Genomic DNA, 25,312 nt, shown 5'->3' with positions numbered 1-25,312 from the left:
TGGTCGCGCCCATGGAACCTTCTTCGGGCATGACGTGACAAATCTGAAGAAGTCCTGAAGAAAGGGGTGAGCGGGGAGGGAACGTATGGTCTGGGCATGAGTTGGCTTCGGGCGCTGAAGGAGACCGCCCGCTCGGGCATGACCATCGAACGGACCGCGCTGGAGCCCCTCGTCGCGCTGCGCGCCACCGCGGGGCTCGCGCTCGTCATCGGCCTCGGCCTGGCCTTCCTGGGGCCGGGGGCGGCGACCAGTTCCGCCTTCGGCGCCTTCATGGCGGCCATCGCCACCTTCCAGCCGAGCTGGCGCCCGCGGCCCGTGCTCGCCCTCGCCTCCGGGCTGACCCTGGCCGTCTCCACCTTCGTCGGCTACCTCGTCGGCTCCCGGAACACCGTGGCGTTCCTGCTGCTGCTCGCCGTCTGGACCTTCGTGGCGGGCCTGTGGTGGGCCGTCGGATCGACGGCGGGCATCATCGCCTCCGGCAACGTCGCGATCATGCTCGTCACGGTGACCCTGCCGACCTCCGTCGCGCAGGCCGCCGGCCACGCCGCGATGATCGCCGCCGGCGGGATCGTGCAGGCCCTGCTGATCGTGCTGTTCCCGGTCCGCCGCTGGGGCGCGCAGCGCGACGCGCTCGCGGACGCCCTCGCCGCCGAGGCCGACTACGCCCGCCGGCTGCGCCACGACCCGGTCGCGCCCTTCGACCCGCAGCCCCTGATGAGGGCCCGGGACGCGGCCGCCGTGACCGCCCGCCAGGCCCGGCGGCGCCCCGCCGAGCTGCACGGGGCGCGCGGGCTCGCCGAGCGGATCCGACCCGTCCTGGCCTCCCTCGCCGACCCCGCCGTCGGCGCCCCGGCCGAGGGCCCGGCCCGGGACCGCGTACGGGAGCTGCTGGCCGCCGCCGCGACCGTGCTGGACGCCGCCGCGCACACCGTCCGGCACGGGGAGCACGGGGAACCCGCACGGCGGGTCGGGCCGGCCCTGGCCGTGCTGAAGGCCGCCGAGTCGCCCGAGGCCCCCGTGTCGCCCGAGGCCCCCGAGGCGTCCGAGGTGCTGCGGGGTCCGGCGCTGCGGGCCGCCCGGCGCCTCGCCGCGCTGCTGGACGACGTACGGGAGACGGCCGAGCCCGGCTTCGGGCGCACCGCCGACCCGGCCGAGGCGATGCTGCGGCCCACGTTGCGCGCCCTCCTCGCGCCGGCGGCGCGGGCCGTACGGGCCGAACTGCGGCCCGGTTCGCCGATCCTGCGGCACGCGCTGCGGGTCACGGCGGCGGTCTGCGCCGGGTTCCTGATCGGGCGGGCGCTGCCGTTCGGGCACGCCTACTGGGCGCCGATGGCCTCGGTGATGGTGATGCGCCCCGACTTCACCCAGACCTGGTCCCGGGCCGTGGCCCGCTTCGGCGGCACCCTGGTGGGGGTCGGCGCGGCCACCGCGATCGTGCGGGTGGCGCAGCCCGACACGTACCTGTCCGGGCTGCTGGCCGTGGTCAGCGCGGGCCTGATGTACGTCCTGATGCGCACCGGGTACGCCGTCGCGCAGACCTTCGTCTCGGCGTACGTGGTCTTCCTGCTCGGCATGGGCGGCGTCCGCTGGGACCAGACGGTGCCCGACCGGATCGCGCTGACCCTCGTCGGCGGGGTGCTCGCGATGGTGGCCTACGCCGTCTACCCGGCCTGGGAGACCCCGCGGCTGCGCACCCGCCTGGCCGACTGGACGGCCGCCGTCGGGCGGTACGCCGCCGCCGTGCTCGGGCAGTACGCCGACCCGGCCGGGGCCCGGCGGGCCGACGTCCGCGAGGCCCTGCTGGCGACGCGGGACGCGCGGATCGCCTGGCAGGAGGCGCTCGCCCGGGCGGAGGGGGAGCCGGTGCGCCATCGGGGGCTGTCCCGGGCGGCCGCGGACGGCGCGGGGGAGGCCCTGGCGGCGTTCGGGCGCAACGCCATGTTGCTGGAGGCGCACTTCCCGGACCGGGACGGGGCGCCGGTGCCGGGGGCGGCGGAACTGGCGCGGGCCCTGCGCGAGGCGACCGCGGAGGGGGCGAAGGCGGTGCGCGAGCGGCGGGTCCCGCGGTGGGAGGGGCTGCGCGCACGGGCGGCCTCGTGGGACGCCCCGGAACCGGGTGTGCTGCGCGGTGCGTCCGAACAACTGCTGGAGGCACTGGACGAGCTGTCGGAGGCACTCCGTCCGTAACGATGTTGCTCAGTGATGAACCGGACACCCCGCGTGCACGTGCATCTGCCCATGCATGCAGTTATGAACACAGCTATGATCCGGTGCAGTTGACATCTGCACTATCGGGGGCTTCCTGTGGACCACGCGTACAACGGGATGGCAGCTGCAGAACTCGCTTCCTTGTATGGGCTGACCTGGCAGAAGAGCAAACACAGCAACTCGCAGGGGTCCTGTGTCGAGTTCGCCAGACTGCCCGGCGGCGACGTCGCGATGCGCAATTCGCGCTTCCCCGACGGACCGGCGCTCGTGTACACGCCGGCCGAGATCGAGGCGCTGTTGCTCGGCGTCAAGGACGGGGAGTTCGATCATCTGATCGGCTGATGGAACGGCGCGGAAGAACGCACTGGATCAGGCCATGCACGTGCACTGGCCGGGATTGATCGAAACGATCAAGCCCGGCCAGTCGTCTTGTCCACGCCGTTTCGGGAAGTCCGGATCCCGCCGGACCCGGACCCGGACCCGCGGGCCCCGGCCCCGCCGGCCCCGTGGCCCCCGGATCAGTCCGCGAGCATGAACAGCGCCCACACGACCTTGCCGGTCAGGCGCCCGGCGAGCGGGTGCCAGCCCCAGTTGTCGCTGTAGGCGTCCACGAGGAAGAGCCCGCGCCCCGACTCCAGGTCGCAGTTCTCCTCGGTCCGCTCGGGCTCGAAGGCCCCGCCCGGCCGCTCCTCGCTGGGGTCCCGCACCGCGCACACCAGCCGCGTGCTCCACCGCATCAGGTGCAGCCGTACGGCCGCCTCCGGCTCGCCGCCGAGGCCGCCCGGGCCCCGCCCGCCGTCGGGCAGGGCGTGGCGCAGCGCGTTGGTGACGAGTTCGGAGACGACCAGGGAGACGTCGTCGAAGCGGTCGTCCAGGCCCCACTGGTTCAGGGTCGACCTGGTGAACGACCGTGCGCCGCGCACCGCCTCGAAGCGGGCGGGCAGGGCGCACGACGCGGATCCGGAGACAGCCGTGGGGTCGACCGGGGGCAGCCCCTGCCGTAACGGCTCGAGCATGGTCGATCCATTCGTCCCCATGCGAGGCACTCCCGGGATTCGCGGACGAAGCGGCGGCTTGGTCCAAAGAGAACTGCGGGGTGGGTCCGGCGCCGGCGCGAAGTGCACGCAGGTGCGCGGCACCATCGTTCCGAATGGCGCAGCCGGATGCAAGGGCAGATGCACGTGCACGCGCCCGACCCGTCCACTCCCGTGACGGTTCTTGCTCATTTCTTCCTACGCATACTTACGGACTTCTTTTCCGGGACTCCGGATTCCGTTACAGAACGAGTACGGGCCGATGCGTTTTGGTGGCAGACGGCGGGACCGGGGTACGGGGGCCCCGCCGAGGCAAGCGCACACCACGCGCACACATCGCGATGGGGAGGGCAGGACTGGTGACCGCAGAAGCCAGCGGTTCGGTGGTGCGCCGCATCCTCCTGGGCTCACAGCTCAGGCGACTCCGAGAATCCCGCGGCATCACCCGTGAGGCGGCCGGCTACTCGATCCGCGCGTCCGAATCGAAGATCAGCCGCTTGGAGTTGGGAAGGGTGAGCTTCAAGGCCAGAGACGTCGAGGACCTCCTCACGCTCTACGGGGTCACGGACGGCGCGGAGCGGGAGTCCCTGCTCGGACTGGTCCGCGAGGCCAACGCGGCGGGCTGGTGGCACAGTTACGGGGACGTGCTGCCGGGCTGGTTCCAGACGTACATCGGGCTGGAGGGCGCCGCGTCCCTCATCCGCATCTACGAGGTCCAGTTCGTCCACGGCCTGCTCCAGACCGAGGCCTACGCCCACGCCGTCGTCGAGCGCGGCATGCCCGGGGCGAGCACCGCCGAGGTCGACCGGCGCGTCGCGCTGCGCCTGGAGCGCCAGAAGGTCCTCGTCTCCGAGAACGCCCCGGTCTTCCACGCCGTCCTCGACGAGGCCGCACTGCGCCGCCCGTACGGCGACCGCGACGTGATGCGAGGCCAGTTGGAACACCTGATCGAAATCAGTCAGCGGCCCAACGTGCAGCTCCAGGTGATGCCCTTCTCGTTCGGCGGCCACGCGGGCGAGAGCGGAGCCTTCACCCTGCTGCGCTTTCCCGAGTCCGACCTCCAGGACATCGTCTATCTGGAACAGCTCACCAGTGCGCTCTACCTGGACAAGGACGAGGAAGTGGCCCAGTACGGGCGGGCGATGGAGCGACTTCAGGCCGATTGTCCGGACCCCGACAAGACGCGCGATCTCCTGCGCGGACTGCTCCAACTGTCTTGATTCGCACGTAGTATGACGTCTGATCAGTGCATGACGACGACCGATCGGTCTCCGGTGCAGCGCAAGGGTGCGCGCTCGCAGTAAGGGATGGCATGTCCATATTCACCGACCTGGCTCACCAGTACATCGACGGCGAATGGCTGGCCGGCACCGGTTCGTGGGACATCATCGACGTCAACCCGTACAACGGGGAGAAGCTCGCGGCCGTCACCGTGGCCACGGTCGAGCAGGTCGACGAGGCCTACCGCGCGGCCGAACGCGCCCAACGCGAGTGGGCCGCGACCAGCCCGTACGCGAGACGCCTGGTCCTCGAGCGCGCCCTGCGCCTGACGGAGGAGCGCCGCAAGGAGATCGTCGAGGCGATGATCGACGAGCTCGGCGGGACCCGTCCCAAGGCCGAGTACGAGGTCCACCTGGCGATGGACTTCCTGCGCGAGGCGATCCAGCTGGCCGTCCGCCCCGAGGGCCGCATCATCCCCTCGCCCGTCGAGGGCAAGGAGAACCGGGTCCAGCGCCTCCCGGTCGGGGTCGTGGCCGTGATCAGCCCCTTCAACTTCCCCTTCCTCGTCACCCTGAAGTCCGTCGCCCCCGCCCTGGCCCTGGGCAACGCGGTCGTGATCAAGCCGAACCAGAACTCCCCGGTCGCGGGCGGCGGCATCATCGCCAAGCTCTTCGAGGACGCCGGACTCCCGGCCGGCCTGCTGAACGTGCTGATCACGGACATCGCCGAGATAGGCGACGCGATCCTCACCCACCCGGTCCCGAAGGTCATCTCCTTCGCCGGATCCGACCGCACCGGCCGGCACGTGGGCGCCGTCGCCGCCCGCCACTTCAAGCGCACCGTCCTGGAACTGAGCGGCAACAGCGCCCTCGTCGTCCTCGACGACGCCGACATCGAGTACGCGGTGGACGCGGCCGTCTTCAGCCGCTTCGTCTTCCAGGGCCAGGTCTGCATGGCGGCCAACCGCATCCTCGTCGACGCCTCCGTGGCCGAGGAGTTCACCGCGAGGTTCACCGCCCGGGTCGCCTCCCTGAAGACCGGCGACCCGCGCGAGGCCGACACCCACATCGGCCCGCTGATCAATTCCTTCCAGGCCGACGCCCTGACCGCCCTCGTCGACCAGGCCGTCGCCTCCGGCGCGACCGCCCTCGTACGCGGCTCTACGCGCGGCAACCTGGTCGAGCCCACCGTCCTGGCCGGGCTCCCGGAGGACTCGCCGCTGCTGGGCCAGGAGATCTTCGGCCCCGTCGCCCTGCTGGTGGTCTTCGACGGCGAGGACGAGGCCGTACGCCTGACCAACGCCACCCCCTACGGGCTCAGCGGCGCCGTCCACACCCGGGACGTGGAGCGCGGGGTGCGCTTCGCGCGGCGCATCGAGACCGGCATGATCCACGTGAACGACTCCACCATCGGGGACGAGCCGCTGGCCGCGTTCGGCGGCGAGAAGGCCTCCGGACTGGGTCGCCTGGGCGGCGAGGCCACCGTGGAGGCCTTCACCACGCAGAAGTGGATCTCGGTGCAGCACGGGCGGACGCACTTCCCGTTCTGATCGAGCCTCCCCGCGCCATCGAGGACAGAACCTGACCTCATTCGTCCGTACCGTGGGTCGTGTCAGCAGGAAACGGGACACAGCCCCACGGACAAGGCGGTCGACCATGGCTCACCCCACCGAAGAGATCCCCGGCGACGAGCGCGGCACGCTCCTCCTCTTCGTCGAGGACCAGCGCAACGCGATCCGCACGCGCGCCCAGGGCATCACCGCCGAACAGGCCGCGAGCCGCCCCACCGTCAGCGAGCTGTCGCTGTCCGGACTCGTCAAGCACGCCGCCGAGGTCGAGCTGAACTGGCTCCGCATGGCCCAGCAGCGCGAGAACGAGCGCAGCCGTGCCCCCGAGCAGTGGCACGACGGCTTCCACCTGGGCGAGGACGAGACCCTGGAGTCCGCCCTCGCGTTCTGGGACGACGTACGGGCGCAGACCGTCGCCTTCGTCGACGGCGTGCCCAGCCTCGACGACACCTTCCCGCTGCCGCCCGCGCCCTGGTTCCCCAAGGCCGACGTGTCCGTGCGCTGGATGCTGCTGCACCTGGTGCGGGAGTTCGCCCGGCACGCCGGACACGCCGACATCCTGCGCGAGTCGATCGACGGCACGAAGGCGATGGGCTGAGGGCCGCCGCGGCCGGGCGCGGCGGGTCCGGGCGTGGCCGCGGCCGGACCCGGCCGCGCCCGGACTTGCACCTCACGCGGCGTGAGGATCCACAGTGAAGGGCGTACCCGACCGGAGGAGCGGAAGCACATGGGGTATTCCGTGGGACAGGTCGCCCGGTTCGCCGGAGTGACGGTGCGCACCCTGCACCACTACGACGAGATCGGCCTGCTCTCCCCGAGCGGGCGCAGCCACGCGGGACACCGGCGGTACGACGACGCCGACCTCGACCGGTTGCAGCGGATCCTGTTCTACCGGGAGCTCGGCTTTCCGCTCGACGAGGTCTCGGCCCTGTTGGACGATCCGGAGGCGGACCCGGGGGAGCAGCTGCGCCGGCAGCACGCCCTCCTGACCGACCGGATCGCCCGGCTCCAGCAGATGGCCAAGGCCGTTGAGCACGCCATGGAGGCGAAGAAGATGGGCATCAACCTCACGCCCGAGGAGCGGTTCGAGGTCTTCGGCGACGACGACCCCGGGCAGTACGCGCAGGAGGCGGAGCGGCGCTGGGGCCACACCGACAGCTACGCGGAGTCGCAGCGCCGGGCCGCCGGCTACACGAAGGACGACTGGCGGCGCATGCAGGACCGGTCCGCCGAGTGGACGGCCCGCTACGCGGCGCTGATGGACGCCGGGGAGCCGGCCGACGGGGAGGCCGCCATGGACCTGGCGGAGGAGCACCGGCTGCACATCGACGGCTGGTTCTACCCGTGCTCGTACGAGATGCACGTCTGCCTCGGCGACATGTACGTCGCGGACGAGCGGTTCAAGGCCTTCTACGACGGCACCCGCCCCGGTCTCGCCGAGCACCTGCGGGACGCGATCACGGCCAACGCGGTGCGCAGGGCGTAGCGGCCGCGCGGCCCCGCGCGGGCGGGTCCGCGGGGCCCTCCCGACGCTGTTTCGGGGTGGTTCGCGGTGCTTCGCGACGCCGCGAGTTTCCTCACACGACCCCCTCCGGGCCCTGGAACCCGGCGGGGGTCGTGTGCGTTGATAATTGAGAACACCCTGCCGTGTCGCCCCCCACCGCCGACACCCCCCCGATCCAGGAGACCCCCGAACCCGTGTACACGCTTGCGCTCGGCCCTGAGTGGCTGTCCCCTGAGTACCTGATCGGGCATTTCGGCCTGATCGGCATCCTGGTCATCGTCTTCGCGGAATCGGGGCTCTTCGCGTTCCTGCCCGGTGACTCCCTGCTGTTCACCGCCGGCCTGTTCGTCGCCAGTGGCGACATCAGCCAGCCGCTGTGGCTCGTGTGCACGCTGATCGTGGCCGCCGCCATCATCGGTGACCAGGTGGGTTACCTGATCGGCAAGCACTTCGGTCCCAAGCTCTTCAACCGCCCGAACAGCAAGGTGTTCAAGCGGGAGAACCTCGACGCGGCGCACGACTTCATGGAGAAGCACGGCCCCAAGGCCATCGTGCTCGCCCGCTTCGTCCCGATCATCCGCACCTTCGCGCCGATGGTCGCGGGCGCCGGCGCGATGAAGTACCGCACGTTCCTGACGTACAACATCGTCGGCGGCATCGCCTGGGGCGCGGGCGTCACCTTCCTCGGCTACCAGCTCGGCCAGTTCGACATCATCAAGGACAACGTCGAGACGATCTTCATCGGCATCGTGCTGGTCTCCGTCATCCCGGTGATCATCGAGGTGGTCAAGGCGCGCAGGAACAAGGGCAAGGAGTCCGCCGAGTCCCCGGCGGCCCCGGGCCCCTACGGCGCCCCGGAGGGCCCGCAGAACGGCCAGCGCGGCCGGCACGCCAAGCGCTGACCCTCCCCGCCGCCACGGCACCCGCGTACGCCCCGCAGACACGGTCCGCGGGGCGTACGCGCGTCCGGGGGCGCGCCCGGTGCCCCGCGGGCTCCCGGAGGCCCCGCGGGCCCTAGGGAGCGCCCGGCGGGCCCTCCGGGCCCCCTCGGGGGTCAGAAGCCGCGGGTGCGCTTGGCCGCGCGGCGTTTGGCCGCGCTCTGCGCGCCGGGGATCCGCATGAACAGGCGGGAGGTCTCGGAGCCGAGGTTGACCCCGATCGCGATGGCGAGGGCGATCGCGGCGGCGTTGGTGAGGGAGGCCAGGCCCGCGTCGAGACGGTTCTCGGCGATCGACAGCAGGCCGTAGTACGTCGCCGAGCCGGGCAGCAGCGGACCGATGGCCGCCGTCACGTACGGCAGGGCGGAGGCGAAGCGGTAGCGCGAGAAGAGCTGCCCGAAGAGGCCGACGAGCCCGGCGGCGATGGCCGTGGAGGGCACCGGCGGCAGTTCGGCGGCCCGCAGCGCGCCGAAGGTGACCCAGGCGACCCCGCCGTTGAGCGTCACGATCCACACCGTGGAGCGCTCCTGCTGGAGCAGGATGGCGAAGGTGAACACCAGGACCATCGAGGCCAGGATCTGAAGGACGGGCCGGCTCGGGATCTGGAGCACCTCGTCCGGGTTCGGCTGGGCGCCGAACTGGAGGCCGACGTAGATCACCACGAGGACGCCGATGATGATGCCGATGAACAGGTACATCACCTCCAGCAGGCGGGCGGAAGCGGTGATGTAGTAGCCGGTCAGGCCGTCCTGCACGGCCGCCACCAGGGCCCGCCCGGGCAGCAGCGCGAAGAGTCCGCCGGTGATCACGGCGGAGGCGCGGACGTCGATCTCGGCGATCTTCAGGGCCACGCCGATCGCGGCCGGCGGCATCGCGGCGACGACGAACTGGTAGAACTCCGGCAGCCCGCGCCCGGCGCAGTACCAGGCCAACCGGTCGCCGAGGACGGCGCCGAGGGCGGCGCAGAAGAAGACGGTGACCCCGCCGCCGACCAGGATGGCCGCGGCGCCCGCCAGCAGCCCGGCGGCGGCGGTGAGCACCCACGTCGGGTACGGGTGGCGGTTGCGGCGGATCTCCGCGAGGCGCCGGTAGGCCTCCTCCAGGGTGATCTCGACCTCGTGGGCGCTGATGTCGTCGACCAGGCGGAAGACGGCCGCCAGCCGGGTGTAGTCGGTGCCCCGGCGGCGCACGGTGCGGTTCGCGGAGACGGGATCGTCCACCAGGGAGGGCTGGTGGGTGATCGACAGCATGGTGAAGGTGACGGTGGGCTCGCAGCGGTCCAGCCCGTAGGAGCGGGCCACCGCGAACATCGCCGCCTCCACGTCCTCGGCCCCCTCGCCGCCCGCGAGCAGCAGCTCGCCGATGCGCAGGGTGAGGTCCAGGACGCGTCCCACGGCCGGGCCGGACTCGCTCGGCCGCTGCACGGGCTCGGCGAGCGGGCGGACGTCCACGGGCATGCGCAGCATCGTGCGCATCCGGTCCTGCCAGGGGGACTCCGCCATCCGCGCGATCGGGAAGCCGCCGGCGGGCGGCACGTAGGCGGGCGGGGAGTGCTGGGCGCTGTACGTGGCGGGGGCGGCGAAAGCGGAACCCTCGGGCTCGTCGGCGGGCAGTGGGGCCATGCCCTCGGGGACGGCGAACTCGGAGGTGGGCTGGTCCTCCTCCACGGCCTCCGGCTCCATGCCGGGAGGCGCGGAGAAGGCGCTGTGCGCCTCGTCGGACTTGGGCTTGCCGCCCTCTGTCCCGTCGGCCTCGGTCACACGCCCTCCAGTCCGTGATCATCTGCGGTATCAGTATGCGGAATCGTTTCCTCCCCCGCGTCTTCCCCGCGGGCCCGCGCACCTCGCCGCATACCCGCCCTGCCGCATACCCGCCCCCGCCGCGTACCCCCGCCGCGTACCCCCCGCCTCGTACCCCGCCCCGCTCCGTCCGGATCCGGACACGCCGATGGGCGGCATCCCCCGGGGATGCCGCCCATCGTCACGTCAGCCGGTCGGCGCAATCGGCGCCGACCACTTCACCGACCGTCCACCGAGCGGAGCTCAGTGGTGGCCGCCCTGCGCCTCCAGGCGCTTGTACGAGGCCTCGATCTCGGCCTCGGCCTCGGCGCGGCCGACCCAGTTGGCGCCCTCGACGGACTTGCCCGGCTCCAGGTCCTTGTAGACCTCGAAGAAGTGCTGGATCTCCAGGCGGTCGAACTCCGACACGTGGTGGATGTCGCGCAGGTGCTCCACGCGCGGGTCCGAGGCCGGCACGCACAGCAGCTTGTCGTCGCCGCCCGCCTCGTCCGTCATGCGGAACATGCCGATCGCGCGGCACTTGATCAGGCAGCCCGGGAAGGTGGGCTCGTCCAGGATGACCAGCGCGTCCAGCGGGTCGCCGTCCTCGCCGAGGGTGTTCTCGACGAAGCCGTAGTCGGCCGGGTAGCTGGTCGAGGTGAAGAGGCGACGGTCCAGACGGATCCGGCCGGTCTCGTGGTCCACCTCGTACTTGTTCCGCGAACCCTTGGGGATCTCGATGGTGACGTCGAACTCCACGTCCTGCTCCTCCATGATCAGCTCCGGCCCTGTCGGCCGGAGCTTGATTGCTCCGTGCGCGTCCGGCCCAGCCCTGCCGGGTGGGGTGCCATGCTCGCGGCAAGACGCAGTGGTTAAGTGTCCCTCACGCATATGTGTGATCGCGAAAGGGGCTGGTCCGAGGTGCCATTGGTCAAGACGTGGCAGCTCATCGCGGGGTCGGCCGTCGCCGGCCTCGCCCTCTCGGCTGCGGTGGTGGTCGCAGCGGGACCATGGGACTCCGGCCAGCGTAAGGCCGAGCGGGACAGGGCTGCCTCCTGGGGCCGTACGGGTGGCGCAGATCACGCCGCCGGCGGCCTCCCGCAGGCCGCGCCCAGCGCCCCCGGGGTCCTGCCCGGTCTCGCCGCCCGGGCCGCGCAGGACCAGGGAGCCCCCTCCGGCGGCCTCGCCGCAGTCCTCGGGCCCCTGCTCGCCGACCCCGCGCTGGGCACCGTACGGGCGGCCTCCGTGGTCGACACCGCGACCGGCCGGGTCCTCTACGAATCGGCGGCGGGTGAGGCCATGACCCCCGCCTCCACCATCAAGATCGTCACGGCGAGCGCCGCCCTGGCCGCCCTCGGCCCCGAGCACCGCATCCGCACCACCGTGACCCCCGGAGCCGGACCCGGCCAGATCGTCCTGGTCGGCGGCGGGGACCCCTCCCTGACCGCGAAGAAGAAGAGCCCCGCCGGATCCGGCGGCAGCCTCGTCGCCCTCGCCGCCGACACCGCCCAGGCCCTCAAGGCCGGCGGCACCGACACCGTCACCCTCGGCTACGACGACTCCCTCTACACCGGAGCCGTCCGCCACCCCATCGGCCGCAACGACAACATCGCCCCCGTCACCGCCCTCACCGCCGACGAGGGTCGCCCCGACGACTCCGTCTCCGGCCCCGTCACCCGCTCCGACGACCCCTCCAAGGACACCGCCCGCGCCTTCGCCGCCCTGCTGCGCGACCGCGGCGTCAAGGTCACCGGCGAACCCGCCCGCGCCAAGGCCCCCGAAGGCGCGCAGCCGCTGGCGGCCACCCAGTCCACCCCCGTCGCCGGACTCGTCGAACGGATGCTCACCCACAGCGACAACGACATCGCCGAGGCCCTCGCCCGCCAGGTCGCCGTCGCCGCCGGAGCGCCCGCGAGCTTCGAGGGCGCCGAGAAGGCCGTCGCCGAGAAGCTGGCCTCCCTCGGCGTCGACGTCAACGGCTCCCGCTTCGCCGACGGCAGCGGCCTCAACCGCGCCGACAAGGTCACCACCCGCCTGCTCACCGGCCTCCTGGCCAAGGCCGCCGACCCCGGCCGGCCCGAGCTGCGGCCCGTCCTCACCGGCCTGCCCGTCGCCGGCTTCACCGGCACCCTCCGCACCCGCAACGCCGGCACCTCCCCGGCCGCGGGCCTGCTCCGGGCCAAGACCGGCACCCTCAGCGGGGTCAACTCCCTCTCCGGAACCGTCGTCGACCCCTCCGGGCGACTGCTCGCCTTCGCCTTCCTCACCGCGGGCGCCCCCGACGCCGGGGCCGCCGAGGGGGGGCTCGACCGGCTCGCCGCCGCCGTGACCACCACCTCGTAGGGGGATCCGCCGCGGCGGATGTCCACGTACGGTTGACGCATGACGAGCATCGGTGGTGTCGAGATGGTCGACTGGAACCTCGCGGTGGCGACCGCGACCCGGCTGGTACGGCCGGGTCCGGAGGTCAGCCGGGACGAGGCGCGGGCCGTGGTGGCGGAGCTGCGGCGGCACGCGAAGACCTCGGAAGAGCACGTGCGCGCGTTCACCCGGATGATCCCGGAGGGCACCACCCTCCCCGACACGCCCGTCCTCGTCGTCGACCGGGCCGGCTGGGTCAGGGCCAACGTCGCGGGCTTCCGCGAACTCCTCGGCCCGCTCCTCGGCAAGATGCAGGACCGCCGCGCCGGCGCCCCCGGCGGAGCCGTCCTCGGAGCCGTCGGCGGCAAGGTCACCGGCGTCGAGCTGGGCATGCTGCTCAGCTTCCTGGCCTCCCGCGTCCTCGGCCAGTACGAGACCTTCGCGCCCGCCGCCCCCGACCTGCCGGTCCCCGGCCCCGCCGGCACGGGGGGCCGACTGCTGCTCGTCGCGCCCAACATCGTCCACGTCGAACGGGAGCTGGAGGTCGACCCGCACGACTTCCGCCTCTGGGTCTGCCTCCACGAGGAGACCCACCGCACCCAGTTCACCGCCGTCCCCTGGCTGCGCGCCCACCTGGAAGCCGAGATCCAGACCTTCCTCGGCGCCACCGAGATGGAACCCGGCGCCGTCCTGGAACGACTGCGCGAGGCCGTCCAGTCCTTCACCGGGGCCCGCCCCGAGGCCGAACGCGGCGACGAGGGCCGCTCCCTCGTCGAACTCGTCCAGACGCCCGAACAGCGCGAGGTGCTGGCCCGGCTCACCGCCGTCATGTCCCTGCTGGAGGGCCACGCCGACTTCGTCATGGACGGCGTCGGCCCCGACGTGGTGCCCTCCGTCGCCGAGATCCGCGAGAAGTTCCAGCAGCGCCGCGCCACCGGCGCCGGTCGCCTCGACGCCGCCCTGCGCAAGCTGCTGGGCCTCGACGCGAAGCTGCGCCAGTACCGCGACGGCGAACGCTTCGTGCGCGCCGTCGTCGGCCAGGTCGGCATGGACGGCTTCAACCGGGTGTGGACCTCCCCGAACACGCTGCCGACCAAGACCGAGATCGCCCGGCCCGCGGACTGGGTGGCGCGGGTGCACGGGAGGGGGAGCGCGGGGAGCGAAGAAAGGTGACGCAGGGGGCGTAAACATGTCGCACTGGGGGAAGCAGCGTCACCCGTCCGAGGGACCGTGGGCCGTTGAAGGGCGTGCGATGCTCGGAGAACGGCTCGGTTCTGTCACCATCGACGCACTCTGAGTGACAACCCGTACTCCCGGAGACCCCACCGCGGGGACCCCGCGGACACCGGGCGACGGACATCGGGGCGCCGGTCGAGCACCGAACAGCGCCGAACAGCGACGAAGTGCACCGAACGAGACCGAACGAGACCGAGCGACACCGAGCGGAACCGGACGGCACCGGACGGAACCGGACGGCACCCCGAGCCACCGGGCCACCGGAGCACCCCCAGCGACACCCAGCGCCACCGAGAACCCCCAGCGCCACCCGAACACCCCCAGCGACACCCCCAGCCTCCTACGGGCATCCGAACTCCACGAAGGGCACCGGACATGGGTCCCCATCCTGCGGTCGCGGCGATACGCCTGGCGGTCCGCCGCGTACTCCACGACGTCCTCACCGACCTCACGGACGTCCCCGACCCCACCGACCGACCGGGCATCCCCGGCTCGCGCACCCCCCGAGGCGCCGCGCCACTCGTCCTCGTCGCCTGCTCCGGCGGCGCGGACTCCATGGCACTCGCCTCGGCCCTCGCCTTCGAGGCCCCCAAGCTCGGCATCCGGGCGGGCGGCATCACCGTCGACCACGGCCTCCAGGCCGGGTCCGACCTGCGCGCGGCCGAGGTCGTCACCCGCATGAGCGCACTCCGCCTCGACCCGGTGGAGTCCGTCGCCGTGCGCGTCGGCCGCGACGGCGGACCCGAGGCCGCCGCCCGCGACGCCCGCTACGCCGCCCTGGACGAGGCCGCCGACCGACTCGGCGCCGCCGCCGTCCTGCTCGGCCACACCCGCGACGACCAGGCCGAGACCGTGCTCCTGGGCCTCGCCCGCGGCTCCGGCATCCGCTCCCTGTCCGGCATGCCGGAGGTCTCCTCCGGCCCCGGCGCACGCACGCGCACCCGCCGCTACCGCCGCCCCTTCCTCCACATCGACCGGCAGACCGCCCGCAAGGCCTGCATGGTCCAGTCCCTGCCCGTCTGGGACGACCCGCACAACATCGACCCCGCCTACACCCGCTCCCGGCTGCGCCACGAAGGCCTCCCCGCCCTGGAGAAGGCCCTCGGCAAGGGTGTCGTGGAGGCCCTCGCCCGTACCGCCCAGCTCTCCCGCGACGACGCGGACGCCCTCGACGCCTGGGCCGCCGACGCCGAACGCGGCGTACGCGACGCCGACGGGCGGCTGGAATGCGCCAAGCTCTACGCCCTGCCCCCGGCCGTCCGCCGCCGCGTCCTGCGCCGGGCCGTGGTCGCCGCCGGCTCCCCCGCCGGTTCCCTCTTCGCCCGACACATCGAGGAAGTCGACCGCCTCATCACCGGATGGCGCGGTCAGGGCGCCATCAACCTGCCCGGCCGCGTCGAGGCCCAGCGCCAGGGTGGCAGACTTGTCATCCGGCAGGGCTGATTGGTGCTGAAACACGGCTGAGTCCTCCGGGGTCACCCCCCGGAGCCCCGGCCGACAACGAAAGTGATGCGGGTGGACGAGAAGGACATGGGCAGCGACCTCCAGTCGGTGCTCATCACCAAGGAAGAGATCGACGCGAAGCTGGCCGAGCTGGCCGCGAAGATCGACGAGGAGTACGCGGGCAAGGACCTGCTCATCGTCGGTGTGCTCAAGGGCGCCGTGATGGTGATGGCGGACCTGGCGCGCGCCTTGTCCACCCCGCTCACCATGGACTGGATGGCGGTGTCCTCCTACGGCGCCGGGACCCAGTCCTCGGGCGTGGTGCGGATCCTCAAGGACCTGGACACCGACATCAAGGGCAAGCACGTCCTGATCGTCGAGGACATCATCGACTCGGGCCTGACCCTCTCCTGGCTGCTGTCGAACCTGGGCTCCCGCGAGCCGGCCTCCCTCAAGGTCGTCACGCTGCTGCGCAAGCCCGAGGCCGCGAAGGTCGCGATCGACGTCGAGTGGGTCGGCTTCGACATCCCGAACGAGTTCGTCGTGGGCTACGGCCTCGACTACGCGGAGAAGTACCGCAACCTGCCGTTCGTCGGCACGCTCGCACCGCACGTCTACGGAGGCTGACGACCCCGGTCGTCGACCCCGCAGATCTCGCCCCCGGGGGAACCTGGGGGCGATCCCCGCCGTTGGAGCATGCGAAGGCGGGTCTGTCAGCCGTCCCATGGGGCCGCGGGTGACAATACAGGGGTACATTCCGAAGAACAGTCTTTACTCACAGCAGCATTTACCTACGGGCAGGAGGGACGGGGTGCCTGGCGCCCCGTATGGATGGACGTGAAGCGATACTTCCGTGGGCCGGTCATGTGGATCGTGCTGGCCGTCCTCGCCGTGGTCGTGTTGATGAACGTCGTCGGCTCCGGCGGCGGCTACAAGTCGGTGGAGACCAGCGAGGTCATCAAGGCGATCAACAGTGGCCAGGTGGACAGCGCCAAGCTGACCACCGGTGACAGCCAGATGATCAAGATCGAGCTCAAGAAGGACCAGAAGCTCGGCAACAACGACGGCACCAAGTTCCAGGCCAACTACATCGGGGATCAGGGCGTCCAGCTCGCCCAGAACCTCCAGACCAAGTACGAAGCCGGTCAGATCCCGGACGGCTACTCCGTCACCCCGGACAAGACCAGCCCGTTCCTGAGCGTGCTGCTCTCGCTCCTGCCCTTCGTCCTGATCGTCGTCGTCTTCCTGTTCCTGATGAACCAGATGCAGGGCGGCGGCAGCCGGGTCATGAACTTCGGCAAGTCCAAGGCGAAGCTCATCACCAAGGACACCCCGAAGACGACCTTCGCGGACGTCGCGGGTTCGGACGAGGCCGTCGAGGAACTCCACGAGATCAAGGAGTTCCTCCAGGAGCCGGCGAAGTTCCAGGCCGTCGGCGCCAAGATCCCCAAGGGCGTGCTCCTCTACGGCCCGCCCGGCACCGGCAAGACCCTGCTCGCGCGCGCCGTCGCGGGCGAGGCGGGCGTTCCCTTCTACTCGATCTCCGGTTCCGACTTCGTCGAGATGTTCGTCGGCGTCGGCGCCTCGCGCGTGCGCGACCTGTTCGAGCAGGCCAAGGCCAACGCCCCGGCGATCGTCTTCGTCGACGAGATCGACGCCGTCGGCCGACACCGCGGCGCCGGCCTCGGCGGCGGCCACGACGAGCGCGAGCAGACCCTCAACCAGCTGCTCGTCGAGATGGACGGCTTCGACGTGAAGGGCGGCGTCATCCTGATCGCCGCCACGAACCGCCCCGACATCCTCGACCCGGCGCTCCTGCGCCCGGGCCGCTTCGACCGGCAGATCGCCGTCGACCGCCCCGACATGCAGGGCCGTCTGGAGATTCTCAAGGTCCACCAGAAGGGCAAGCCGGTCGCTCCGGACGTCGACCTCTCGGCCGTCGCCCGCCGCACCCCCGGCTTCACCGGTGCCGATCTGTCCAACGTCCTGAACGAGGCGGCCCTGCTGACCGCCCGCTCGGACAAGAAGCTGATCGACAACTCGATGCTGGACGAGGCGATCGACCGCGTCGTGGCGGGCCCGCAGAAGCGGACCCGGATCATGTCGGACAAGGAAAAGAAGATCACCGCGTACCACGAGGGCGGACACGCCCTGGTCGCGGCGGCCTCCCCGAACTCCGACCCGGTCCACAAGATCACGATCCTGTCCCGCGGTCGGGCCCTGGGCTACACCATGGTCCTGCCCGACGAGGACAAGTACTCCACCACCCGCAACGAGATGCTCGACCAGCTGGCGTACATGCTGGGCGGGCGCGCGGCGGAGGAACTGGTCTTCCACGACCCGACCACGGGCGCCGCGAACGACATCGAGAAGGCCACCGCCACGGCGCGGGCCATGGTCACGCAGTACGGCATGACCGAGCGCCTCGGCGCGATCAAGTTCGGCGGCGACAACACCGAGCCGTTCCTGGGCCGCGAGATGTCGCACCCGCGGGACTACTCGGAAGAGGTCGCGGCGCTGGTCGACGAAGAGGTCAAGAAGCTCATCGAGACCGCGCACAACGAGGCCTGGGAGATCCTGGTCGAGAACCGGGACGTCCTGGACAACCTCGTCCTCGCGCTGCTGGAGAAGGAGACGCTGAACAAGGAGGAGGTCGCCGAGATCTTCTCCACGATCGTCAAGCGTCCGGCCCGTCCCGCGTGGACCGGCTCCTCCCGCCGCACCCCCTCCACCCGTCCGCCGGTGCTCTCTCCCAAGGAGCTCCAGCTGACGAACGCCGCCAACGGCAGCTCGGCGGGCACGCCCGCCGTGTCGGTGGAGAAGGCCCCGGAGCCCTCCCCGGAGGAGCGCCCGGAGGCCTGATCAGCCCCGGAATGGATGCCGCGCCCCCCAGGTTCTAGCCTGGGGGGCGCGGCACTTTTCGTACGGGCCGCGTGTGCGGACAGGAACGAGGATGAGATGACCGACCCAGTGACCCTCGCGAACGAGGGCACGATCGGCGAGTTCGACGAGAAGCGCGCCGAGGCCGCCGTGCGGGAACTGCTGATCGCGGTCGGCGAGGACCCGGACCGCGAGGGCCTCCTGGAGACCCCGGCGCGCGTGGCGCGGGCGTACAAGGAGATATTCGCCGGTCTGTGGCAGCGCCCCGAAGAGGTGCTGACCACGACGTTCGACCTCGGACACGACGAGATGGTCCTCGTGAAGGACATCGAAGTCATGAGCTCCTGTGAACACCATCTCGTCCCGTTCCACGGTGTGGCCCACGTGGGCTACATCCCGTCGACGGACGGCAAGATCACGGGGCTGTCCAAGCTGGCCCGCCTCGTGGACGTCTTCGCCCGCCGCCCGCAGGTCCAGGAGCGGCTGACCACGCAGATCGCGGACTCCCTGATGGAGATCCTCGACCCGCGCGGGGTCATCGTGGTCATCGAGTGCGAGCACATGTGCATGACCATGCGCGGTGTGCGCAAGCCCGGCGCGAAGACCATCACCTCGGCCGTCCGCGGCCAGCTCCGCGACCCCGCGACCCGCAACGAGGCGATGAGCCTGATCATGGCCCGCTGAGGCCGCCGCCCGGGCCCGTCGGGGCACGGGACGACCGTGGGAGGCCATCGCCGTGGGGCGTGGGCCTCCCACGGTCGTGAGGGGCTTCGTGGACGCCGTAGCGCCGCGTGGGCGGCGTCAGGCCGGGGCGGGGGCCTTGGTGGGGTCTTCGTCCTCGGGGAGCTTCAGGACGTGCTCCAGGAAGAGGGCGGCGGCGATGACGGCGGCGCCCGCGAGGACGGAGCCGCCCGCGTACCAGGCCTGGTCGCGGCGGGCCGGAACGTCGAGGGAGTCGGTCAGCAGGAACACGCCGACGCCGCCGTACAGGCCCGCCACGAGGGCGGCGACCAGGGCGCTGGCCTGGCCGAAGACCACCGCCCGGGCCGCCATCAGCGGCTCCACGCCCTTCGCCCCGGGCCGGCGCTCGCGCTGGGCCTTGAGGCGGGCGCGCAGCGACAGGGCCGTCGCGAACAGCACGACCGCGATCACCGCGAGCACGATCGGAGCGGCCAGCGGCACGCCCGGCAGGGTCCCGTACGCGTTCCACAGCCGGGCGCCCGCCCAGGACAGCACCCCGGCGACGGCGAAGATGCCCGCCAGCAGCCCCGGCCTCAGTTGCTTCACGTGCCCGTTCCCCACTCTCGGTGTCTCGCCGTGAACAGGCTAACGACTACTCCGGCAGGCGGAGTTCCAGGTCCGTTCGCGGCGTGATGCCGCTGCGGCCGAGTTCGGCCAGGAGCGCGGAGACCGGGCCGCGGCCGGGGAGTTCGGCCTCGGGGTCGATGTCGTGCCACGGGGTCAGCACGAAGGCCCGCAGGTGGGCGCGGGGGTGCGGGAGGGTGAGGACGGGGTCGTCGGAGATCCGGTCGGCGTACGAGACGATGTCGACGTCGATGGTGCGCGGCCCCCAGCGCTCCTCGCGGACGCGGTCGAAGGCCTCCTCGATGGCCTGACCCCGCTCCAGCAGGCTGGTGGGCGGCAGGGTGGTCTTCACCAGCGCCACCGCGTTGAGGTACGAGGGCTGCGAGCCGGGCTCGACGCCCCACGGCTCGGTCTCGTAGACGGGGGAGACGGCCTTGACCCGCAGGCCGGGGGTGTCGCCGAGGGCGTCGATGGCGCCCTGGAGGGTGTCCAGGCGGTTGCCGAGGTTCGCGCCGAGCGCGATGACGGCCCACTTGGGGTTGGACAGGGTCACGTCCGCCGCGTCGACGGTCTCCACGACGGAGGCCGGTACCGGCTGGACGGTGGGGTCGCTCTGGGCGTTCAGGCCGTTGTTCATGCGCGGCTCCGGGTGATCGTGATGGTCACGTCGTCGAAGGGGACGGTGATGGGCGCGTCCGGCTTGTGGACGACCACCTCCACCTGGGCGACCGCCTCGTGCTTGAGGCACTGCTGGGCGATCCGCTCGGCGAGGGTCTCGATCAGGTCGACGGGCTCGCCCTGGACCACGTCCACGACCTCCTCGGCGACGACCCCGTAGTGCACGGTCTTGGCCAGGTCGTCCCCGGCCGCCGCCGGACGGGTGTCCAGGTGCAGCACGAGGTCGACGATGAAGGTCTGGCCCTCCTCGCGTTCCCGGGGGAAGACGCCGTGGTGCCCGCGAGCCTTGAGGCCGCGCAGCGCGACACGATCCACGCGAATCACTCCTGCTTTCGTAGGTGCTTGCGGTCCCGGGACTCCCCGGGGCCATGGGCCTAAGCCGAGTGCGGTCGGCGTCGTCCGCCTTCGAATTTACCTGCGACGGACGGTCGACCCCGCGCTTGGGGTCAGTCGGAGGCCTCTTCGTCCTCGTCATCGGAGTCCGTGAGCACCGGAGAACCGTGGTGGGACCACAGCCGCCAGCCGGTCGGTGTGCGTCGGAACACATTCGTGGCGACCACCAGCTGGCCGACGAGGGGGCCGAGCTCGCCGCCGTCCTCGGCGGGGCCGCCGCTGAGGATGTTCTCGGTGCACGTGACCAGGGCGGTGTCGCCTATGAGGGCCACCTTGGTGTCCGTCAGGAAGAACTGGATGTACTCGGTGTGCGACATGATCAGCGCGTACGAGCGCAGGACCTCGCCGCGTCCCGAGAGCACCGGCCAGCCGGGGTGCACGCAGGAGATCTCGTCGTCGAGCCAGAGTGCCGACAGCGCGTCGAAGTCCCCCTGCTCCATGGCCTCGTAGAAGGCCGCGTTGACCTCTTCGACGGCCTCGATGTCGGTACGGCTCACCGTGCCCCTTCCCTGTCTGTCCGGTGGGTCACAGTGCCCCTTCCACGGCGCGGGCCACCCGAACCGCGTCGGCGGTGGCCCGTACCTCGTGCACCCGTACGGCCCAGGCGCCGTGGTGGGCGGCGAGGGCGGAGACGGCCGCGGTGGCGGCGTCGCGTTCGCGGGCCGGTGGCGGGGCGGCGTCGGCGGCTCCGGCGAGGACCCGTCCGAGGAAACGCTTCCGCGAGGCGGCGACCAGCAGCGGGAAGCCGAGGGCGCGCAGCTCGGGGAGGTGGGCGACGAGGGCGAGGTCGTGTTCGGCGTTCTTGGCGAAGCCGAGGCCGGGGTCGACGACGACGCGTTCGGGGGCGATGCCGCCGCGGACGACGGCGTCGATGCGGGCGCGGAGTTCGGCGGTGACCTCGGCGAGGACGTCGTCGTAGACGGCGAGGCTGTTCATGCCGTCGCTGAAGCCGCGCCAGTGCATGACGACGAAGGGCACCTCGGCGGCGGCGACGGCCGGGATCATGGCGGGGTCGGCGAGGCCGCCGCTGACGTCGTTGACGAGGCGGGCGCCGGCGTCGACGGCGAGGGCGGCGACGCGGGCGCGCATGGTGTCGACGGAGACGGCGACGCCTTCGGAGGCGAGGCCGCGCACGACGGGCACGACGCGGCGCAGTTCCTCCTCCTCGTCCACGCGGGAGGCGCCGGGGCGGGTGGACTCGCCGCCGACGTCGACGAGGTCGGCGCCCTGCGCGACGAGGTCGAGGCCGCGTTTGACGGCGGCGGTGGTGTCGAACCAGCGGCCGCCGTCGGAGAAGGAGTCGGGGGTGACGTTGACGACGCCCATGACCGCGCAGCGGTCCCAGTCGGGCAGACCCGTCACCTGGCCCCGGTGGGCGGCCGCGCGGTTGTTGTTCATGGATCCCAGGGTAGAGCCCCCGTTCGGGCCGGTCCCGCCGCGGCCGGGGCGGGACCGCGGGAAGGCGGAGGGCCCGCCCGCGGGTGCGGGCGGGCCCTCCGGGGGTCCTGCGGGGCGTGCGCCGGGCGCGTCAGGCCGCCTGGCACTCGCGTTCGGCCTGGGCGGGGACCTTCGCGGCCACGGTGTCGTGGGCGCAGGTGCGGACCGGCTTGGGGCGGCGGCGGCCGGCGAACAGCCGGGGCAGGGCGAGGGTGACGAAGCCCTCGGCCTGCATCGCGGCGAAGCCGATGCGGGGCAGGTCCCGGGTCTGGCGGAAGACGACGAAGCGGGGCTCCCAGCGGGGGCGGAACTTCGCGTTGAACTTGTACAGCGACTCGATCTGGAACCAGCGGGACAGGAAGACCAGCAGGCCGCGCCACATGCGCAGGACCGGTCCGGCGCCGATCTTCTCGCCGCGGGCCAGCGCGGAGCGGAACATCGCGAAGTTCAGGGAGACCTTCTCGATGCCCAGGCCGGGGGAGGCCTCCAGGGAGGCGACGATCAGCAGCTCGTTCATGCCGGGGTCGGCGGCGCGGTCGCGGCGCATGAGCTCCAGCGACATGCCGTCCTTGCCCCAGGGGACGAAGTGCTGGATGGCCTTCAGGTCGCCGAAGGGGCTGGTGTCGCCCTCTTCGACGCGGTGGGCGGTGGCGATGATGCAGTCGGCGTCGTCGGGGTCGCCGACCCGGCCGAGGGCCATGGAGAAGCCGCGCTCGGTGTCGGTGCCGCGCCAGGCGTCGGCGGCGCCGCGGACGGCCGCGAGCTCCTCCTCGGTCAGCTCGCCGACCCGGCGGACCTTGGTGGTGTAGCCGTTGCGCTCGATGCGCTTCACCATCTGGCGGACGTTGCGCATGGGTCGGCCGGAGAGGGAGAAGTCTTTGACATCGACAATCGCCTCGTCACCCAGCTCCAGGGCGTCCAGACCGGTCTCGCGGGTCCAGACCTCGCCGCCGGTCTCGCTGCATCCCATGACGGCCGGGGTCCAGGAGTGGGCCTTGGCCTCCTCCATGAACCGCTCGATGGCGCCCGGCCAGGCCTCGACGTCGCCGACGGGGTCGCCGGAGGCGAGCATCACGCCGGAGACGACGCGGTAGGTGACGGCGGCCTTGCCGGAGGGGGAGAAGACGACGGCCTTGTCGCGGCGGAGCGCGAAGTGGCCGAGGGAGTCGCGTCCGCCGTGCTTGGCGAGCAGTTCGCGCAGCTTGGCCTCGTCGTCCGAAGTGAGGCGGGCGGCCGGGTGCTCGGGGCGGAAGGCCAGGTAGATGGTGGTGACGGCGGTCAGCATGCCGAGGGCGCCGAGGGAGTAGCCGACGGTCCAGGAGACCCGACCGGCGTAGTCGACGGGGCCCTCGAAGCCGAAGAGGCCGTAGACGACGTGGGTGATCTGCTCGTACAGGCTGGGGCGGCCGACGACCTTGCCCGGGTGCACGTTGACGATGACCAGGCCGAGGCCGATGGAGCCGGCGCTCATCAGGACGAAGTTCGCCAGCGCCTTCCAGCGGCTGCGCGGGTCCGGCAGGGCCTTGAATTCACCCTGGTGGCGTACGAGCAGCAGGAGCAGCACCGCCGCGATGACCACGCCGATGATCGAGTGCCGGTACGCGAACTGCGCCACGGCTCCCGCGGGCAGCAGGAGCACGGCCGCCCGCCAGGCCCGGCGCTTGCGGCGCTTGAGGCCGTGGGCGAGCAGCAGGAGCAGCACGCCGGCGCTGATGGACAGGGCGGCGGCGAAGGGGCCCAGGGAGCCCGGCAGCACCTCGGTCACCGCGTGGATCCTGCTGTGGCGGAATCGCGGGAAGACGCCCGCCGCGATGTCCAGAAGGCCGACGATCATGACGGCCGTACCTACCAGGCCGGGCACGGACTCCGGTCGTGGGCCTCGGACGATTCGAGCGACCCGCTTCGGAACCTGTCCGGACTTATCGCCATCTATCCTGCTAGACATCGCTTCCCGTTGCTCCGCGAGAGATCATGTGGCCGAAGGCCGCGAGAGCCTCCGGAGTGTGGTGCGTCCACTAGGACGACATCGAGGGGGAGGCGGTTCACTCTTCCGTCGGAAAAATCCGGTCCTGCCATCAGAAAGTCGACTGACTGCTCATGGGTCTCACCAGTAATACGGTCCTGGTCCTGGCCATCACCGCCGGTGTGTTGCTGTTCGGGGCGACGGTGTGGTTCTGGCCGAAGCTTTCGGGCCGCACCTGGCGTTCCGTCACCGGCCGGATCGGGCTCCTGCTCGCGACCCAGCTGGCGTTGTTCTCCGCGGTCGGTCTCGCCGCCAACAAGTCCTTCCTCTTCTACGGGTCCTGGGCCGACCTCTTCGGGCAGGAGACGTCGATCGGCAAGGTCGTCGACCACTCGATGAGCAGCAAGGACATCAAGGTCGTCGACAAGCAGAAGCTCGACGTGCCCGGCGGTGCCAAGCCCCAGGTCGGCGGTCAGATCCTGAAGGTCTCCATAACGGGCCAGAAGTCGAAGATAACGAGCCCGGGCTACGTGTGGCTGCCGCCGGAGTACTTCCAGCCCCAGCACAAGGACCAGAACTTTCCGGCCTCCATCGTCCTGACGGGCTACCCGGGCACCGCCGAGAACCTGATCAAAGGGCTGAACTACCCCATGACGGCCTTCAAGCAGGCCAAGCAGGGGAAGATGAAGCCGATGATCCTGGTGATGCTGCGCCCGACCATCGCGCCGCCGCGGGACACCGAGTGCGTGGACATACCCAATGGCCCGCAGACCGAGACCTTCTTCGCACAGGACCTGCCGCAGGCCATCCAGTCGACCTTCCGGGTGGGTGACAAGCCGCAGAACATGGGCTTCATCGGCAACTCGACCGGCGGCTACTGCGCGCTGAAGATCGCCGCGCACCACCCGCAGGTGTTCGGCGCGGCCGCCGGTCTGTCGGCGTACTACGACGCCGCGGACGACGCGACCACCGGCGACCTGTTCCACGGGGACGACAAGCTGAAGAAGCGCGCGAACATCCTCGCGAGCATGGAGGGCAAGAAGCCGGCCGGCACCTCGTTCCTCGTGACCAGCAGCGAGAAGGGCGAGCCGAACCTCGTCGACACGAAGAAGTTCATCAAGCTGGTCAAGGGTCCGGACCGGGTCTCGTCGATCATCCTCGAAAGCGGTGGCCACAACTTCAACACCTGGCGCCGTGAGATCCCGCCGATGCTGGTGTGGATGAGCGGACGCATCCAGGCCTGAGGCCGCGGACGTGGTGCGTGGTGGGGAAGCCGCGCGGGAAGCGAAGCGAAACGAACCGAAGGGTCCGGCTCCGGCCGGACCCTTCGTCGTTCCCGTGGCCCGTGGGGCCGGCGCCCGGCGCC

At 71.5% G+C, this 25,312-nt stretch carries 23 protein-coding genes; 14 read left to right on the top strand and 9 right to left on the bottom strand.

Annotation, left to right across the window (positions count from 1 at the left end):
* The first annotated feature begins 96 nt into the window (after positions 1–96).
* Both ACZ6ZI_RS08380 and ACZ6ZI_RS08375 read left to right on the top strand, forming a co-directional pair.
* Positions 97–2,187 carry an FUSC family protein gene (locus tag ACZ6ZI_RS08380; RefSeq protein ID WP_469517889.1) on the top strand — a complete coding sequence of 697 codons (2,091 nt, stop codon included), beginning with the start codon at positions 97–99 and terminating at the stop codon, positions 2,185–2,187.
* A gap of 117 nt (positions 2,188–2,304) precedes the next feature.
* Complete coding sequence (locus ACZ6ZI_RS08375; RefSeq protein WP_363057334.1) at positions 2,305–2,550, top strand: DUF397 domain-containing protein; 246 nt, start codon at positions 2,305–2,307, stop codon at positions 2,548–2,550.
* A 176-nt stretch (positions 2,551–2,726) separates the two neighbouring features.
* On the opposite strand, the gene ACZ6ZI_RS08370 is transcribed toward ACZ6ZI_RS08375, so the two are convergent.
* Positions 2,727–3,224 carry an ATP-binding protein gene (locus tag ACZ6ZI_RS08370; protein WP_469517887.1) on the bottom strand — a complete coding sequence of 166 codons (498 nt, stop codon included), beginning with the start codon at positions 3,222–3,224 and terminating at the stop codon, positions 2,727–2,729.
* A gap of 359 nt (positions 3,225–3,583) precedes the next feature.
* Between ACZ6ZI_RS08370 and ACZ6ZI_RS08365 the strand changes: the two genes are divergently transcribed.
* The 5 genes from ACZ6ZI_RS08365 to ACZ6ZI_RS08345 all read left to right on the top strand — a co-directional run bounded on the left by ACZ6ZI_RS08365 (position 3,584) and on the right by ACZ6ZI_RS08345 (position 8,436).
* Positions 3,584–4,462, top strand: coding sequence for a helix-turn-helix domain-containing protein (locus ACZ6ZI_RS08365; protein WP_469517885.1), 879 nt, complete (start codon positions 3,584–3,586; stop codon positions 4,460–4,462).
* A gap of 92 nt (positions 4,463–4,554) precedes the next feature.
* Positions 4,555–6,012 (top strand): aldehyde dehydrogenase family protein, encoded by a 1,458-nt coding sequence (locus tag ACZ6ZI_RS08360; RefSeq protein WP_363057338.1) that lies wholly within the window; start codon positions 4,555–4,557, stop codon positions 6,010–6,012.
* Between the two features lie 106 nt (positions 6,013–6,118).
* Positions 6,119–6,628, top strand: a complete 510-nt coding sequence (locus tag ACZ6ZI_RS08355; RefSeq protein ID WP_469517882.1) for a DinB family protein — start codon at positions 6,119–6,121, stop codon at positions 6,626–6,628.
* Between the two features lie 129 nt (positions 6,629–6,757).
* Positions 6,758–7,516 (top strand): MerR family transcriptional regulator, encoded by a 759-nt coding sequence (locus ACZ6ZI_RS08350; protein WP_469517880.1) that lies wholly within the window; start codon positions 6,758–6,760, stop codon positions 7,514–7,516.
* A gap of 212 nt (positions 7,517–7,728) precedes the next feature.
* Positions 7,729–8,436 carry a DedA family protein gene (locus tag ACZ6ZI_RS08345; RefSeq protein WP_363057344.1) on the top strand — a complete coding sequence of 236 codons (708 nt, stop codon included), beginning with the start codon at positions 7,729–7,731 and terminating at the stop codon, positions 8,434–8,436.
* Between the two features lie 152 nt (positions 8,437–8,588).
* Here the strand turns inward: ACZ6ZI_RS08345 and ACZ6ZI_RS08340 are convergent, their stop codons facing one another.
* The gene (locus ACZ6ZI_RS08340) at positions 8,589–10,232 is read right to left on the bottom strand and encodes a threonine/serine exporter family protein (protein WP_469517877.1); all 1,644 of its coding nucleotides are present in this window, start codon (positions 10,230–10,232) and stop codon (positions 8,589–8,591) included.
* A gap of 282 nt (positions 10,233–10,514) precedes the next feature.
* Positions 10,515–11,009 (bottom strand): inorganic diphosphatase, encoded by a 495-nt coding sequence (locus ACZ6ZI_RS08335; RefSeq protein WP_030031597.1) that lies wholly within the window; start codon positions 11,007–11,009, stop codon positions 10,515–10,517.
* A 162-nt stretch (positions 11,010–11,171) separates the two neighbouring features.
* On the opposite strand from ACZ6ZI_RS08335, the gene dacB reads away from it, so the two are divergent.
* The 6 genes from dacB to folE all read left to right on the top strand — a co-directional run bounded on the left by dacB (position 11,172) and on the right by folE (position 18,854).
* Positions 11,172–12,593: a D-alanyl-D-alanine carboxypeptidase/D-alanyl-D-alanine endopeptidase gene (dacB, locus tag ACZ6ZI_RS08330; protein WP_469517875.1), complete on the top strand. Its 1,422-nt coding sequence runs from the start codon at positions 11,172–11,174 to the stop codon at positions 12,591–12,593.
* A gap of 39 nt (positions 12,594–12,632) precedes the next feature.
* On the top strand, positions 12,633–13,784 hold the full coding sequence (locus ACZ6ZI_RS08325) for a zinc-dependent metalloprotease (RefSeq protein ID WP_469517873.1): 1,152 nt from the start codon (positions 12,633–12,635) through the stop codon (positions 13,782–13,784).
* Between the two features lie 438 nt (positions 13,785–14,222).
* Positions 14,223–15,290, top strand: a complete 1,068-nt coding sequence (tilS, locus tag ACZ6ZI_RS08320) for a tRNA lysidine(34) synthetase TilS (RefSeq protein WP_469517871.1) — start codon at positions 14,223–14,225, stop codon at positions 15,288–15,290.
* Between the two features lie 66 nt (positions 15,291–15,356).
* On the top strand, positions 15,357–15,917 hold the full coding sequence (hpt, locus tag ACZ6ZI_RS08315) for a hypoxanthine phosphoribosyltransferase (protein WP_363057354.1): 561 nt from the start codon (positions 15,357–15,359) through the stop codon (positions 15,915–15,917).
* A gap of 204 nt (positions 15,918–16,121) precedes the next feature.
* Complete coding sequence (gene ftsH, locus ACZ6ZI_RS08310) at positions 16,122–18,152, top strand: ATP-dependent zinc metalloprotease FtsH (protein ID WP_363057356.1); 2,031 nt, start codon at positions 16,122–16,124, stop codon at positions 18,150–18,152.
* Between the two features lie 96 nt (positions 18,153–18,248).
* Positions 18,249–18,854, top strand: a complete 606-nt coding sequence (gene folE / locus ACZ6ZI_RS08305) for a GTP cyclohydrolase I FolE (RefSeq protein ID WP_363057358.1) — start codon at positions 18,249–18,251, stop codon at positions 18,852–18,854.
* A gap of 117 nt (positions 18,855–18,971) precedes the next feature.
* On the opposite strand, the gene ACZ6ZI_RS08300 is transcribed toward folE, so the two are convergent.
* The 6 genes from ACZ6ZI_RS08300 to ACZ6ZI_RS08275 form a co-directional block, all read right to left on the bottom strand.
* On the bottom strand, positions 18,972–19,457 hold the full coding sequence (locus ACZ6ZI_RS08300; protein ID WP_469517869.1) for a DUF3180 domain-containing protein: 486 nt from the start codon (positions 19,455–19,457) through the stop codon (positions 18,972–18,974).
* A 46-nt stretch (positions 19,458–19,503) separates the two neighbouring features.
* A complete protein-coding gene (gene folK, locus ACZ6ZI_RS08295; RefSeq protein WP_469517867.1) occupies positions 19,504–20,112 on the bottom strand; it encodes a 2-amino-4-hydroxy-6-hydroxymethyldihydropteridine diphosphokinase in 609 nt (202 codons plus the stop codon).
* Positions 20,109–20,468, bottom strand: coding sequence for a dihydroneopterin aldolase (gene folB / locus ACZ6ZI_RS08290; protein WP_030010912.1), 360 nt, complete (start codon positions 20,466–20,468; stop codon positions 20,109–20,111). Before folB ends, folK begins: the two co-directional genes overlap by 4 nt.
* 131 nt (positions 20,469–20,599) lie before the next feature.
* Positions 20,600–21,043, bottom strand: a complete 444-nt coding sequence (locus tag ACZ6ZI_RS08285; protein WP_363057364.1) for a nuclear transport factor 2 family protein — start codon at positions 21,041–21,043, stop codon at positions 20,600–20,602.
* Between the two features lie 28 nt (positions 21,044–21,071).
* On the bottom strand, positions 21,072–21,944 hold the full coding sequence (gene folP, locus ACZ6ZI_RS08280; RefSeq protein WP_469517863.1) for a dihydropteroate synthase: 873 nt from the start codon (positions 21,942–21,944) through the stop codon (positions 21,072–21,074).
* 130 nt (positions 21,945–22,074) lie between these two features.
* Positions 22,075–23,928 carry a phosphatidylglycerol lysyltransferase domain-containing protein gene (locus ACZ6ZI_RS08275; RefSeq protein ID WP_469517862.1) on the bottom strand — a complete coding sequence of 618 codons (1,854 nt, stop codon included), beginning with the start codon at positions 23,926–23,928 and terminating at the stop codon, positions 22,075–22,077.
* A 152-nt stretch (positions 23,929–24,080) separates the two neighbouring features.
* Here ACZ6ZI_RS08275 and ACZ6ZI_RS08270 point away from each other — a divergent pair, with 152 nt between their 5' ends.
* Complete coding sequence (locus ACZ6ZI_RS08270) at positions 24,081–25,190, top strand: alpha/beta hydrolase (protein ID WP_363063708.1); 1,110 nt, start codon at positions 24,081–24,083, stop codon at positions 25,188–25,190.
* The last annotated feature ends 122 nt before the right edge of the window (positions 25,191–25,312 follow it).

The sequence above is a fragment of the Streptomyces sp. NPDC103540 genome (genome assembly GCF_055584445.1).
This window is presented reverse-complemented; position numbering and strand designations above follow the sequence as displayed.